Below are 14,777 nucleotides of genomic sequence, written 5' to 3' on the forward strand. Positions count from 1 at the left end.
TAAAAGCGCAAGGCTTAACAACAGCGGGCCGGAAACGCGGGCCTGAGAAAATGCCGATGGCGGCGTTGCAGCTCCTTGCCGTACTGGCGTACTGTCTGCGTCGCCGCGCCTTGCCCTCGACATTTTTCAGGCCCGCTTGGCCCGGTATGCCTGCGCGGACGACTGGGGTTTTAATTCGGTTTGCTGATGTGCTCGTAGAGCAGGGGCGGCCAGGGCATGCAAGTTTTCCGGTTTCGGCGCTATTTGCTACTCTGATCACCCTAATTTCCGGGCAGAATTTGCGGCAGTGCAGCATAAATCTCATAGGGTAATTTCACAATGCGAAATGCTATATCGTAATTTGAAAAATAGTAAATACGCTGTTAGAATCCCCACACTAAACCGACTTAATAGTAAATAATCAGCGAAATACCGTCCGACAGCGATCCGGAAAATCGGGGTGGGGCGTTCACAAAGGAGACTCAACAGATGTCAGCTCAACTGAACCAGGTAACGACACAGATCGGCACCGACCCGGATATGCAGGAAACCAAGGAGTGGCTGGACGCGCTCGAAGCCGTTCTGGAAAATGAAGGTCCGGAACGCGCGCATTACCTGATGGAGCGCATGGTTGACCTGGCCCGCCGCCGCGGCGCGCAGATCCCGTTCTCCAGCACCACCGCCTACGTCAATACCATCCCCACCAAGCAAGAAGCACACTGCCCCGGCAACCTGGAATACGAAGAGCGCCTGCGCTCGTGGATGCGCTGGAACGCCATGGCCATGGTCGTCAAAGCCAACCGCGCCGACGGCGACCTGGGCGGCCACTTGTCCTCGTTCGCTTCGCTGGCGAACATGCTGGGCATCGGTTTCAACCACTTCTGGCACGCGCCGACGGCCGACCACGGCGGCGACCTGCTGTACATCCAGGGCCACTCCTCGCCCGGCGTCTACGCGCGCGCCTTCCTCGAAGGCCGCTTGACGGAAGAGCAAATGCTGAACTTCCGCAAGGAAGTCGACGGCAAGGGCCTGTCCTCGTACCCGCATCCGAAGCTGATGCCTGACTTCTGGCAGTTCCCGACCGTGTCGATGGGCCTGGGCCCGCACATGGCGATCTACCAGGCGCGCTTCCTGAAGTACCTGCACGCACGCGGCATCGCGAAAACCGACAACCGCAAGATCTGGGCCTTCTGCGGCGATGGCGAGATGGACGAGCCGGAGTCCTTGGGCGCGATCGGCCTGGCCGCACGCGACATGCTCGACAACCTGGTCATCGTGGTCAACTGCAACCTGCAGCGCCTGGACGGCCCTGTGCGCGGCAACACCAAGATCATCCAGGAACTGGAAGGCGAATTCCGCGGCGCCGGCTGGAACGTCGTCAAGGTCATCTGGGGCCCGGGCTGGGACGCCCTGCTGGCACAGGACAAGGAAGGCATCCTGCAGCGCGTGATGATGGAAACCGTCGACGGCGAATACCAGAACTACAAAGCGAAAGACGGCGCCTACGTGCGCAAGCACTTCTTCGGCAAGCATCCGAAGCTGCTGGAAATGGTTGCCAACATGACGGACGACGACATCTGGCGCCTGACCCGTGGCGGCCACGATCCGCACAAGATCTATGCGGCATTCAAGATCGCCCAGGAACACAAGGGCCAGCCGACCGTCCTGCTGGTGAAAACCATCAAGGGCTACGGCATGGGCAAGTCCGGCGAAGCGCGCAACACGGCGCACCAGACGAAAAAACTGGACGACGAAGCCATCCGCGAAATGCGCGACCGCTTCTCGCTGCCTATCCCGGACGACAAGCTGGCCGACATCCCGTTCTTCAAGCCTGCCGACGATGCGCCGGAAATGGTCTACCTGCACGAGCGCCGCAAGGCCCTGGGCGGCTACCTGCCGCAGCGCCGCCAGAAGTCGGAAGAAACCCTGCCCGTGCCTGGCCTGGACGCGTTCAAGAACGTGCTGGAAGCCACGCCTGAAGGCCGTGAAATCTCGACCACGCAAGCGTTCGTGCGCGTCATTTCGACCCTGCTGAAAGACCCGAACCTGGGCCAGCGCGTCGTGCCTATCCTGGTCGACGAGTCGCGTACCTTCGGCATGGAAGGCCTGTTCCGCCAGATCGGCATCTACAACCCGAAAGGCCAGTTGTACGAGCCGGTCGACAAAGACCAGGTCATGTACTACCGCGAAGACAAGGCTGGCCAGATCCTGCAAGAGGGCATCAACGAAGCGGGCGGCATGAGCTCGTGGATCGCTGCGGCGACGTCGTATTCGACCAACGACCGCATCATGATCCCGTTCTACACCTTCTACTCGATGTTCGGCTTCCAGCGCATCGGCGACCAGGTATGGGCTTCGGCCGACATGCGCGCCCGCGGCTTCCTGATGGGCGGCACGGCCGGCCGCACGACCCTGAACGGCGAAGGCTTGCAGCACGAAGATGGCCACAGCCATATCTTCGCCGCGACCATCCCGACCTGCATGCCGTACGATCCGACCTTCAGCCATGAAGTCGCCGTCATCATCCAGGACGGCCTGCGCCGCATGATCGCCAACCAGGAAGATGTGTTCTACTACATCACGATCATGAACGAGAACTACGCCCAGCCAGGCATCAAGCCAGGCCAGGAAGAAGGCATCCTGAAAGGCATGTACAAGCTGCAGGAAGGCCCGGCCGACGCCAAGCTGCGCGTACAGCTGATCGGTTGCGGCACCATCCTGCGCGAATCGATCTTCGCCGCCGAATTGCTGCAAAACGACTGGGGCGTGGCTGCGGACGTGTGGTCGGCGCCGTCGCTGACCCTGGTGGCCCGTGATGGCCAGGATGCGGAACGCTGGAACATGGTCAACCCGTCGAAAGAGCAGCGCGTACCTTACGTGACGTCGCTGATGCAGGACACGGACGGCCCGATCGTCGCCACGACCGACTACATGCGCGCGTTTGCAGAACAGATCCGCGCCTTCATGCCGAAGGGCCGCACTTATAAAGTGCTGGGCACCGATGGCTTTGGCCGCTCGGACAGCCGCGCCAAGCTGCGCGAGTTCTTCGAAGTGAACCGTTATTATGTCACCGTGGCCGCGCTCAAATCGCTGGCTGACGAAGGCAAGATCGACGTGTCGGTGGTGGAGCAGGCGATCGCCAAGTACGGCATCGACGCGAACAAACCGAATCCGGTGACCCAGTAATCGTTGTGCGGACCCGATGATGCCAGGGCGGTGCGAAAGTGCCGCCCTGGCGTGTGTGCGGGTCCATCTGACAAATAAAATAACGGAGCAAGCTATGAGCATTGTGGAAGTCAAAGTCCCGGATATCGGCGATTTCAAGGAAGTCGAGATCATTGAACTGATGGTCAAGCCAGGCGATACGGTCAAGGTCGACCAATCCCTGATCACGGTCGAATCGGACAAGGCCAGCATGGAAATTCCATCGAGCCACGCCGGTGTCGTCAAGGAATTGAAAGTCAACGTGGGCGACAAGATCGCCGAAGGTTCGCTGGTCCTGCTGCTGGAAGTGGCGGACGACGCCTCGGTCCCGGTATCGGCGCCAGCGCCTGCCGCTGCCGCCCCTGCACCGGCTGCTGAAGCTGCACCAGCCGCCGCTCCCGCGCCAGCGCCTGCCGCTTCCGGCGCGCCGGCCCTGGTGGAAGTGACCGTGCCCGATATCGGCGACTTCAAGGAAGTCGAAGTCATCGAACTGATGGTCAAGGTGGGCGACAGCATCAAGGTCGACCAGTCGCTGCTGACGGTCGAATCGGACAAGGCCAGCATGGAAATTCCATCGAGCCACGCCGGTATCGTCAAGGAATTGAAAGTCAAGGTCGGCGACAAGGTGGCCAAGGGTTCGCTGGTGCTGGTCGTGGAAACGACCGGTGGTGCCGCCGCCCCGGCTGTAGCTCCTGCCGCAGCGCCGGCGCAAGCTGCCGCCGCACCAGCCGCCGCCGTCGCTTCGGCGCCGGTCGCCGCTGCTGCCCCGGCACCAGTGGCCGCCGCCCCTGCCGTCAACGGCAAGCTGGCGCACGCGTCGCCTTCGATCCGCAAGTTTGCGCGCGAACTGGGCGTGGACCTGGCCCGCGTGGGCGGTTCCGGTCCGAAGGGCCGCATCACCCAGGAAGACGTGCAGAATTTCGTCAAGGGCGTGATGTCGGGCGCCGTTGCCGCGCCGAACGCACCGGTCGCTGCCAAAGGCGGTTCGGGCGTGGGCCTGGATCTGCTGCCTTGGCCATCGCTGGACTTCAGCAAGTTCGGCACGACCGAATTGCTGCCGCTGTCGCGCATCAAGAAAATCTCGGGTCCGAACCTGCACCGCAACTGGGTCATGATCCCGCACGTCACGCAGTTCGACGAAGCGGACGTGACGGACCTGGAAGCGTTCCGCGTCGACACCAACGCGGCCAACGCGAAGAACAAGGATGCGGCCAAGCTGACCATGCTGGCCTTCGTCATCAAGGCCTCCGTCGCCGCGCTGAAGAAATTCCCCGCGTTTAACGCTTCCCTGGATGCCAAGGGCGAAAACCTGATCCTCAAGCAGTACTACAACATCGGCTTCGCGGCCGACACGCCGAATGGCCTGGTGGTACCCGTGATTAAGGGCGCGGACCAGAAGTCGGTCTCGCAGATCGCCCGCGAAATGACGGAACTGTCGCTGCAGGCGCGCGAAGGCAAGCTGAAACCGGCCGACATGCAGGGCGCCAGCTTCACGATTTCGTCCCTGGGCGGCATCGGTGGCACGCACTTCACGCCTATCGTCAATGCGCCGGAAGTGGCTATTCTGGGTCTGTCGAAAGCCTCGATCAAGCCGGTATGGGATGGCAAGGCCTTCCAGCCGCGCCTGATGATGGGCACCTCGCTTTCCTACGACCACCGCGTGGTCGATGGCGCGATGGGCGCGCGATTCTCCGTGTACCTCGGCGAAGTCCTGGCCGACATGCGCAAAATTCTGCTGTAAGGAGCGATTGATGAGCACAGTAGAGGTAAAAGTACCGAATATCGGCGACTTCAAGGAAGTCGAAGTCATCGAACTGATGGTCAAGGTGGGCGACATCATCAAGGTGGACCAGTCCCTGATCACGGTCGAATCGGACAAGGCCAGCATGGAGATTCCATCGACCCACGCAGGCGTCGTCAAGGAAGTCAAGGTCAAGGTCGGCGACAAGATCGCCGAAGGCAGCGCGCTGCTGGTGCTGGAAGCATCTGAAGGCGCTGGGGCAGCCGCTCCTGCGCCTGCAGCAGCTGCTCCGGCGGCTGCCCCAGCGGCAGCACCGGCAGCCGTTGCCGCCATCCCGGCCGGCAATTACAGCGGCCAGGTCGACATCGATGTCGACATGATGGTGCTGGGCGGCGGTCCTGGCGGCTATTCGGCGGCGTTCCGCGCAGCCGACCTGGGCATGTCGACGGTCATCGTCGAGCGCTATGCCACCCTGGGCGGCGTGTGCCTGAACGTGGGCTGCATCCCGTCGAAGGCGCTGCTGCACGTCGCTTCCGTCATCGATGAAACGGCGCACATGTCGAACACGGGCGTGACGTTTGCCAAGCCCACCATTGATATCGATCAGGTACGCAAGTACAAGGAAGGCGTAATCTCGAACATGACGGGCGGTCTGGCCGGCATGGCCAAGGCGCGCAAGACGCAAGTCGTCACGGGCGTGGGCCAGTTCCTCTCCGCGAACCACATCGAGGTGACGGCTACCGACGGCTCGAAAAAAGTCGTGCAGTTCAAGCAAGCCATCATCGCTGCCGGTTCGTCCGTGGTGAAGCTGCCCTTCGTGCCGGAAGACCCGCGCATCGTCGATTCGACGGGCGCGCTGGAATTGCGCCAGATCCCGAAACGCATGCTGGTCATCGGCGGCGGCATCATCGGCCTGGAAATGGCGACCGTCTATTCCACCTTCGGCGCGCGCATCGACGTGGTCGAAATGATGGATGGCCTGATGCAGGGCGCGGACCGCGACGCCGTCAAGGTGTGGCAGAAGTTCAACGAGAAGCGCTTCGACAACATCATGACCAAAACCAAGACGGTCGCAGTGGAAGCGTTGCCGGAAGGCATCAAGGTCACGTTTGAAGCGGCTGAAGCGGGCGCCACGGCGCCGGCGCCGCAGATCTACGACCTGGTGCTCGTCGCCGTGGGCCGCAGCCCGAACGGCAAGAAGCTGGCGGCCGACAAGGCCGGCGTGCAAGTGACGGACCGCGGTTTCATCAACGTCGACAGCCAGATGCGCACCAACGTGCCGAACATCTTCGCCATCGGCGACCTGGTGGGCCAGCCGATGCTGGCGCACAAGGCCGTGCATGAAGCCCATGTGGCCGCGGAAGCGGCTTCCGGCCAGAAGTCGCACTTCGACGTCAAGGTGATTCCATCGGTCGCCTACACGGATCCGGAAGTGGCATGGGCCGGCATCACGGAAGACGAAGCGAAAGCCAAGGGCATCAAGGTCGAGAAGGGCCACTTCCCTTGGGCCGCCTCGGGCCGCGCCGTGGCCAACGGCCGCGCCGAAGGCTTCACCAAGCTGCTGTTCGACGCGGAAACGCACCGCATCATCGGCGGCACCATCGTCGGCACGCATGCGGGCGACATGATCGGCGAGATCGCGCTGGCCATCGAAATGGGCTGCGACGGCACCGACATCGGCAAGACCATCCACCCGCATCCTACCCTGGGCGAGTCGATCGGCATGGCCGCCGAAGTGTACGAAGGCGTGTGCACGGACTTGCCGCCGCCGCGCAAGCGCTGATGCCGTAGCCGTACCTTGTTACACTCAAAAACCCGCAAGCGATTGCGGGTTTTTTATTGGAGCGGGCTACCACCCGCACCCGACCCTGCGTGAATCGATCTGCAGGTTGAAAAAACCGCCGAAGTGTACGAAGGCGTGTGCACGGACTTGCCGCCGCCGCGCAAGCGCTGATGTTGTAGCCGCACCTTGTCACACTAAAAAAACCCGCAAGCGATTGCGGGTTTTTTTATATCCCTTGATCCTGGCAGCGTAAATCGCAGATGGGGCGTGGCGGATACGCCCCATGTGAAAATTGGTGAGTATTGCCGTATGGAAAAAGTGGCAGAATGGAGGTCTGTCACCATGTTCTTCTTTTTGCTGCAATGGAAGCGTGTGATTTTTCCAGGAATGTTGCCAGCGTGGGGTTCGGTCAAGTTCCGCTGTACCGATGAGAGCCTGCCCCGGTGGATGAATGCATCCCCTGCTGGCGCCCCTCGGAAGCGGGGACTGCGGTGACCGTCGTCGCGTGGCTCGCCCCGCGTGCTCCTCACGCCTTGTCCGCGCTCCTGATGAATTGCCAGCAGAAGACGCTCCCTACTGGGATAGGCCCCAAGAAAGTTTTGCAACAATGAAAAAATTTACCGCCCTCCATATTGCCGACGTCCGTTTGCGCCGGGCCGATGAGCAAGAGCAAGCCGTGATGCTGCATGCCTTGTACCAGGATGTGGCCGCTATCCTGGCGGCGGGCAAGAGGATCGATGCGATTTTCTTCACGGGCCAGCTGGTGGCGCCCGACGCCTGTGCCGGCACGACGCCCGTGTATGTCTACGAATACTTCCTGCGTCCCTTGCTGCAGGCGGCCAGCCTGCCGGGCGCGCGTTTTTACCTGGTGCCGGGCAGCCGCGCGCAGGGTGTCGCGGCGGCGGCGCTGGGCAATGCCGGCTTCAGCTTTTTCTCCGCCGATGAGCATGCAAGTGCCGAGCAGCGCGCGCACTACAAGAATATCCACGCCGTGTTCCATGGCCACCAGCATACGGGCGATGCCAGTTCGCTGATGAAGTCGCTGGGCATCTTGTTCAAAAGCAATCCCGGCAGCCTGTACGGTGCGCATGGCCAGATGGCGGCGTTTGCCGTACTCGAGTTCGGTGCGGATGCGGCCGCGGCCGATGATGGCAAGGCAGGCACGCAGTGGACGGTGTCCCTGCGCGAGTTCGATGACGTGAGCAAGAACTTCGCCCTGTCGGTGCTGTACACGCCGAATGGGCAGGAAACGGGGCAGGTGGATGCCGAGTATGTGTTTTCCACCTTGCTGCCGCAACTGGCAGGCGAGCGCGCCTATCTCGATGGCTTGCTGGGCATGGCGGGCGCGCCGCAGCGCGTGGACGCCGGCGTGGCTGCCGATGCGCGCGAATTCCTGATGGAGCTGGCGTTCGTGATGTTCGAAGCGAAGACCGTCTTCCTCAGCGCGGCGGAGTTGGAGCGCTTTGCCGGCGACTATTGTGGCGTGAAGGGCTGGAGCATGGCGGCCGGGGACTGGCTGGCGCCGTTGTATGCGCATGGCTTGCTGCTGCGGGCCGATGGCCAGGTGGCGTTTTCCTTCGATTACTTCCGCACGTATTTCCTGGCGCAGCGCTTTGAGACATCGTTCGACCTGATGCGTTATGGCCCCGAACGCTATGATGGAAGTGAGTCTTCACTCAGTCTCGATGGTGCATCGGCGGCCCAGCCTTTCCTGCGCGCGCTGGGCTTGAACGATGAACACGCCGACGCGGCGGTGATGGAAGACTGCAGCCGCCCTGGCTGACCTGGCCGGCCAGCCGTCCCGCGTCAGTCCGCCAGCGGCTGGCGCAGGGTGCCGCGCAGGAACAGGTCGAGACTGACCGTCACCTTGGCGCGCAATTGCGCCACGTCCGGTTGCGCCTGCGGCGGGAACAGCAGGCGCGACATCTGGTCGCCCAGCAGGCAATTGAGCAGGTGCAGCGCCAGCATGGACGGCGTCAGTTCGGCGCGGAACAGGGGCGCGATGTCGGGCCGGCTGAAAAACTTGACCAGCATCTCGCGCGTCTGCCCCGGCCCCACCTTGTAAAACGTTTCCGCCAGTTCCGGGTGCGTGGCCGCCTCGGCCACCACCATGCGATTCAGGCGGATCGCCGCCGGCATGGTGACGAGCTGCACGAACAGCAGGCCGAACTCGCCCAGGATGGTGGGCAGGGGCCGCATATCCGTTTCCAGCGCCGGCATGGTCGAGAAGTAGGCGGCGCGGCGCAGTTCCACCACGGCATTGAACAAGCCCGACTTGCCGCCAAACTTCACATAAATCGTGCGCACGGCCACGTGGGCTTCGCGGGCGATCATTTCCAGGCTGACCTTTCCATACCCCTTTTCCAGAAACAGGCAACCGGCCGTGTGCAGCAGGTTTTCCATGCGCGCTTCCATGTCGGCCGCGCGCGGGCGGCCGGCTGGCTTGCCGCAGCAGGAAAGCTCCTGGGCCGCTTCGTCGGATTCTTTATCGGTTGGCAAGGTATCGCTGAGGCCGGGATCGGGCATGGTCTGGGTCTCTTTATAAGTGGGAAGGTAAGTGATGGCTCACACTGTAGTGCAAATTAAAATGAAATGCAATCGTTTCATTTCTTGACTTTGGCTTTTCTTTGCCCAATAATGAACCTACATCATTTCATTTCCGGAGCGAGTATGTCCAACCAGCCAGGCCAAGCAGAGCACAAGGTGCTGAGCGCCGTCCCACCCGCGGCCTCGGCCGCATCTTCCGCGCCTGCCGCTTCCGCCAGCTCCGCAGCACCGAATAACCGCGTGAAAATCATCGCCGGCCTGATCGTCCTGGTCGCCCTGGGCGCCGGCGCGCGCATGTGGTACCGCAGCCACTACTTCGTGGAAACGGAAAACGCCTATGTGGCCGGCCACGTGCATCCCGTCTCGGCGCGTATTTCCGGCGTCGTCACCAAGGTCTTCATCGACGACAATCAAATCGTGAAAGAGGGCGACGTGATCGCCGAACTCGACCCGTTCGACCAGCGCGTGAAAACCGAGCAGATCGCCGCGCAGATCGCCAGCGCCGAACAGCAAGTGCTGCAGGCGGATGCGCAGATCGCCCAGGTGCAGGCGCAAGCCAGCGGCGCCCAGGCGCAAGTGGCGCAAGCGGACGCGCAGCTGCTGCGCGCGAAACAGGATGCGGAGCGTTATGGCCAGCTGTACACGAGCCAGATGAAAGCCGTCTCGAAAGCGGAACTCGACGCGGCCAATGCGGCCCGCTCGAGCGCCGTGGCCGACCTGGCCGCCCGCCGCGACAGCGCTTCGGCCGCCAAGGCGCAGATCGGCGCCGCCCAGGCCGCGCGCGACGTGGCCAAGGCGCAAGTGGCCGTGCTGCGCGTGCAATTGAAGGACGCGGAACAGCAGCTGCAATACAACCGCATCCTGGCGCCCGTCGCCGGCCGCATCGGCAAGCGCAACGTGGAAACGGGCATGCGCGTGCAGCCTGGCCAGCAATTGACGGCCATCGTGCAGGACAACGTCTGGGTCACCGCCAACTTCAAGGAAACGCAACTGGCCGACCTGCACCGCGGCCAGAGCGTGCACGTGACGATCGACGCCATGCCGGGCAAGAAACTGGTGGGTACCGTGGACAGTTTCGCCCCTGCCTCGGGCGCGCAGTTCGCCCTGCTGCCGGCCGATAACGCCACCGGCAACTTCACCAAGATCGTCCAGCGCGTGCCGGTGAAAATCGTCTTCCAGCCGGAAGACATCAAGGCCATGAATGGCCGCCTGGTGCCGGGCATGTCGGTGATCGCCGAAGTGGAAGTGAACCAGCCCGTGTCGGAAAAGGATGCGCGCCACGCCGCCGCTCCTGCCGCCCGGACCACCGCCCGCTAAGCTTCCATGAGCAGCTCCTCCACCACGCTGGCGAAGCCGCCAGCGTTTCCCGTGATCGACGAGAAAGTCTCCGCGCGCACCTGGCTGGCGGTCGCCGCCGGCATGCTGGGCGCCTTCATGGCGGTGCTCGACATCCAGATCACGAACTCCTCGCTCAAGGATATCCTTGGCTCGCTGTCGGCCACCCAGGAAGAGGGCTCGTGGATTTCCACGGCTTACCTGGTCGCCGAAATTATCGTCATTCCCCTCACCGCGCTGCTGGCGCGCGTGTTCGGACTGCGTACCTACATGATCGGCACCACCGCCTTCTTCCTGCTGTTCTCCACCCTGTGCGGGGCGGCGTGGAACCTGGAAAGCATGATCGTCTTCCGCATGCTGCAGGGGTTTACGGGCGGCGCGCTGATACCGATGGCGTTCACCCTGGTGATGCTCAAGCTGCCGGCGTCGAAGCGCGCCGTCGGCATGGCCATCTTCGGCCTGACGGCCACCCTGGCGCCGGCCATGGGCCCGACCCTGGGCGGGTATCTCTCCGAGCTGTATGGCTGGCCTTCGATCTTCTACATCAACTGGGTGCCGGGCGTGCTGCTGATCGCCGGCATGATCTATGGCCTGGACAAGGAGCCGATGCAACTGAAGCTGTTCTGGAAAGCCGACTGGCTGGGCATCTTCTTCATGGCCCTGGGCCTGGGCTGCCTGACCATCTTCCTGGAAGAGGGTAATTCGAAGGACTGGTTCGACTCGGGTTTCATCATCGCCTTCGCCGCGCTGGCCCTGACGGGCATCCTGGGCTGGGTCGTCACCAGCGCCACGCGCGCCGAACCGTTCGTCAACCTGGCCCTGTACGGCCAGCGCAATTTTCTCGTTGCCACCGTGCTGTCGGCCGTGACGGGCATGGGCCTGTATGGCTCGGCCTTTTTGCTGCCCCTGTTCCTGGGCCAGATCGCCGGCTATTCGCCGATGCAGATCGGTGAAGTCATCATGTGGGTGGGCTTGCCGCAGCTGTTCATCATGCCGTTTGTCGCCAAACTGTCGTCGAAGGTGGACAACCGCATCCTGTGCTCGTTCGGCCTGCTGCTGTTCGGCGGTTCGTGCATGATGAATGCCTACATGGACGCTTCCACCGGCTACGACCAGTTGCTGTGGTCGCAGGTGGTGCGCGCGCTGGGCCAGCCCTTCGTCATGCTGACCCTGTCGAACTTCGCCATGAAGGGCATCGCGCCGAAGGACATGGCGTCCGCTTCGAGCCTGTTCAATATGACGCGCAACCTGGGCGGCTCGATCGGCATCGCCCTGCTGGCCACCGCCCTGAGCACCCGCGAGCACTTTCACTCGCAGCGCCTGGGTGAAGCGATCAACGCGTATTCCAGCGCCACGCAGCTGCGCATCGACCAGTTGACGTCCTCGTTCATGGCCAAGGGCTATGACGCCGTCACGGCCGGCAACCAGGCCTTGCAGGCGATCGACGGCATCGTGCGCCGCGAAGCGTATGTGATGGCTTACAACGACGGCTTCTTCCTCGTCGGCGCCATCCTGCTGGCCTGTATCGTGCCCCTGTGGCTGGCCGACAAACTCAAAGCCCCCGGTGGCGGTGGCGGCGGTCATTGACCGCGCACAGGCCGCACGTGCAGCACCTCAAGAACAAGAAGGTACACATCATGAACACAGTTATGACCAAAATCGCCGCAGCCGCCTCGCTGGCCGTGCTGCTTGCCGCCTGCGGCACCGTGGGCCAGGATTTCAAGGCGCCCGCCAATCTGGCCGGCATCGACACGGCCACATTCCGCCACGGCGCTGGTAGCGCGGACGCCGCGCAATTGCCGGCCGAATGGTGGAGCGTGTTCGGCGACGACACCCTGAACCGGCTGGAACAAGCCGCGCTGCGCGACAACCCGAGCGTGAAAGCGGCCGGCGAACGCCTGCTGCAGGCGCTGGCGCAAAGCGGCACGGCGCGCGCCAACCAGGGCCCGAGCGTGAACGTCAGCACGGGCATCTCGAACTCGCGCACTTCGGCCAACACCTCGCAGGGCCTGGCCCTGGGCAACCGCTCCATCAGCGGCAACAATTTTTCCGTCGGCGGCACGCTGTCGTATGAAGTCGACTTGCTGGGCCGCGTCAAACGCATGGTCGAAGCGGCCGATTCGCAGGCGCTGGCGGCGCAGGCGGACCGCGACGGCGTGCTGCTGATGCTGTCGGCGCAAGTGGCCAGCAATTACTGGCAGCTGCGGGGGCTGGACGCGGAAATGGCGATCTTGAATGGCGCGCTCGACACGCGCCGCGAATCGGCCCAGCTGGTCGAGGCGCGCTTCAACGCGGGCCTGACGAATGAGCTGGACCTGGCGCGCGCGAAAGTGGAACTGTCGAACGCGCAAGCCGACCTGCATGAAGTCAAACGCCAGCGCAACCAGCTGGAAAACAGCCTGGCTACCCTGACGGGCAAGCCGCCATCGGCGCTGCAGCTGCCGGTGGCCGCCGAACCGTCGTCCTTGCCGCTGCCGCCAGGTATCCCTGTCGGCTTGCCTGCCAGCCTGCTGGCGCACCGCCCGGACCTGGTCTCCAGCGTGGCGGGCCTGCGCGCGGCGAATGCGCAGGTGGGCGTGGCCGAAGGCGCGTTTTACCCGTCGCTGCAATTGACGGGCAATTTCGGCTATGCGTCCGAAAAGCTGCGCGACCTGGCGCAGGGCGGTTCGCGCCAGTTCAGTTTTGGTCCGCTGGCCCTGTCCCTGCCCATCTTCGACGGTGGCCGCAACCAGGCCAACCTGGATTTGTCCAAGGCGCGCTATGCGGAAGCCGTGGCGAATCATGAAACCAAGCTCCTGACGGCCTTGCGCGAAGTGGAAGATGCGCTGTCCGACGTGGAGCAGCGCCAGTTGCAGGGCGACGCCCAGGCCCTGTCGCAGGCAGCGGCGGCGCGCGCCTACCTGGTGGCGCGCACGCGCTACGAGCGCGGCATCTCGACCTACCTGGACGTGACCGATGCGCAACGCAGCTCGCTGGCGGCGGACCGCGCTGCCGCGCAGATCAAGACCCAGCGCCTGCTGGCGACGGTCGCCGTGGCCCGCTCTCTGGGTGCCGGCTGGCAGCATTGAAGGACACCAGATAAAACCTACTGCGCGTCGCGCTTTGCGGCCGGCGATGCTCACCGTACTAAAGTACGGTTGCGCTTCTCGGCCACAAATCACTGCCGCTCGCTACGGTTTTCTCAGGTGTCGCAATGTCAACCATGAGCAAAAAATGGTAAGTCAATTCAACTAGTTACGTGAGCGTGGCCGGCGGCGGTGTCGCCGCCGGCCCGTAGCGTTCCAGCAGAAAATCGATGAAGGTCGTCAGCTTCGGCGTGGGCTGGCGGTCGCGCGCATACACGAGGTGCATGGGGCGCGGCGCCGGCACATAGTCGGCCAGCAGCGGCACCAGCTTGCCGGCGGCGATATCGCCGGCCATCAGGATTTCCGCCTGCATGACGATGCCGAAGCCGTGCAGGGCCGCCACGCGCAGCGCCTGCCCATTGTTCGAGCGGAAGCGGCTCTCGCGCACGGGGCTGCCGTCGTCGTCGCCGCTCCTGGCCAGGCGCCAGCGCACATGGCGCGTCCACTGCATGAAGTCCAGGCATTCGTGGCGCGCCAGATCGGCCGGCGTGCGCGGCGTGCCGTGTCTGGCCAGGTAGGCGGGCGCGGCGCAGATCACCATCGCATACGGCCGCAGCGCGCGCGCCACCATGGCGGAATCTTCCAGCTTGCCGATGCGGATGGCGGCGTCGAATCCTTCTTCCACCAGGTCCACCGTCCTGTCGTTCAGGTTCAATTCCAGGCTCACTTCCGGATACGCATCGAGGTAGTCGGCCAGCAGCGGCGCGATGCACTCGCTGCCGAACGACACGGGCGCCGTGATCTTCAGCTTGCCGCGCGGCGCCGTGCGCATGGCTTCCGCACCCCGTTCGGCCGCATGGATGCTGGCCAAAATCTGGCGGCACTGCTCCACATATTGCTGGCCGATTTCCGTCAGGCTTTGCCGCCGCGTCGTGCGCGCCAGCAGCCGCGCGCCCAGCCGCTCTTCCAGGTATTTGATGTGCTTGCCCACCATCACGGGCGAAATCTGGAATGCCTCGGCGGCGGCCGTGAAACTGCCCGCATCGACGACGGCGACAAAAATTTCCATGCTGCGCAATTTATCCATGGCGCCTTGATTGCAAACTGTAGATTAGTAATCTTG

The 14,777-nt window shown here is 63.3% G+C and carries 9 protein-coding genes; 7 read left to right on the forward strand and 2 right to left on the reverse strand.

The window, feature by feature from the left end; all coding sequences use genetic code 11:
• The first annotated feature begins 468 nt into the window (after positions 1-468).
• The 4 genes from aceE to OX459_RS03315 all read left to right on the forward strand — a co-directional run bounded on the left by aceE (position 469) and on the right by OX459_RS03315 (position 8,490).
• Positions 469-3,165, forward strand: a complete 2,697-nt coding sequence (gene aceE, locus OX459_RS03300; RefSeq protein ID WP_034747396.1) for a pyruvate dehydrogenase (acetyl-transferring), homodimeric type — start codon at positions 469-471, stop codon at positions 3,163-3,165.
• Between the two features lie 94 nt (positions 3,166-3,259).
• Entirely contained in the window at positions 3,260-4,924 is a 1,665-nt protein-coding gene (gene aceF / locus OX459_RS03305; protein WP_289903829.1) for a dihydrolipoyllysine-residue acetyltransferase, read from the forward strand.
• A gap of 10 nt (positions 4,925-4,934) precedes the next feature.
• Positions 4,935-6,707 (forward strand): dihydrolipoyl dehydrogenase, encoded by a 1,773-nt coding sequence (lpdA, locus tag OX459_RS03310; protein ID WP_289903830.1) that lies wholly within the window; start codon positions 4,935-4,937, stop codon positions 6,705-6,707.
• A gap of 607 nt (positions 6,708-7,314) precedes the next feature.
• Positions 7,315-8,490 carry a hypothetical protein gene (locus OX459_RS03315; protein WP_289903831.1) on the forward strand — a complete coding sequence of 392 codons (1,176 nt, stop codon included), beginning with the start codon at positions 7,315-7,317 and terminating at the stop codon, positions 8,488-8,490.
• Between the two features lie 23 nt (positions 8,491-8,513).
• Here OX459_RS03315 and OX459_RS03320 read toward each other — a convergent pair whose 3' ends face one another.
• Positions 8,514-9,233, reverse strand: coding sequence for a TetR/AcrR family transcriptional regulator (locus OX459_RS03320; protein WP_289903832.1), 720 nt, complete (start codon positions 9,231-9,233; stop codon positions 8,514-8,516).
• Between the two features lie 144 nt (positions 9,234-9,377).
• Here OX459_RS03320 and OX459_RS03325 point away from each other — a divergent pair, with 144 nt between their 5' ends.
• Genes OX459_RS03325 through OX459_RS03335 form a run of 3 tightly spaced genes read left to right on the forward strand, consistent with a single transcriptional unit; the run spans position 9,378 to position 13,657 of the window.
• Complete coding sequence (locus OX459_RS03325; RefSeq protein ID WP_289903833.1) at positions 9,378-10,571, forward strand: HlyD family secretion protein; 1,194 nt, start codon at positions 9,378-9,380, stop codon at positions 10,569-10,571.
• Positions 10,572-10,577: 6 nt separating this feature from the next.
• Positions 10,578-12,176 carry a DHA2 family efflux MFS transporter permease subunit gene (locus tag OX459_RS03330; protein ID WP_289903834.1) on the forward strand — a complete coding sequence of 533 codons (1,599 nt, stop codon included), beginning with the start codon at positions 10,578-10,580 and terminating at the stop codon, positions 12,174-12,176.
• Positions 12,177-12,226: 50 nt separating this feature from the next.
• Positions 12,227-13,657, forward strand: a complete 1,431-nt coding sequence (locus OX459_RS03335) for an efflux transporter outer membrane subunit (RefSeq protein ID WP_289903836.1) — start codon at positions 12,227-12,229, stop codon at positions 13,655-13,657.
• A 166-nt stretch (positions 13,658-13,823) separates the two neighbouring features.
• On the opposite strand, the gene OX459_RS03340 is transcribed toward OX459_RS03335, so the two are convergent.
• Entirely contained in the window at positions 13,824-14,741 is a 918-nt protein-coding gene (locus OX459_RS03340; RefSeq protein ID WP_251350662.1) for a LysR family transcriptional regulator, read from the reverse strand.
• Positions 14,742-14,777: the final 36 nt, after the last annotated feature.

Source organism: Janthinobacterium sp. SUN026, assembly GCF_030397625.1.
GTDB lineage: Bacteria > Pseudomonadota > Gammaproteobacteria > Burkholderiales > Burkholderiaceae_D > Janthinobacterium > Janthinobacterium kumbetense.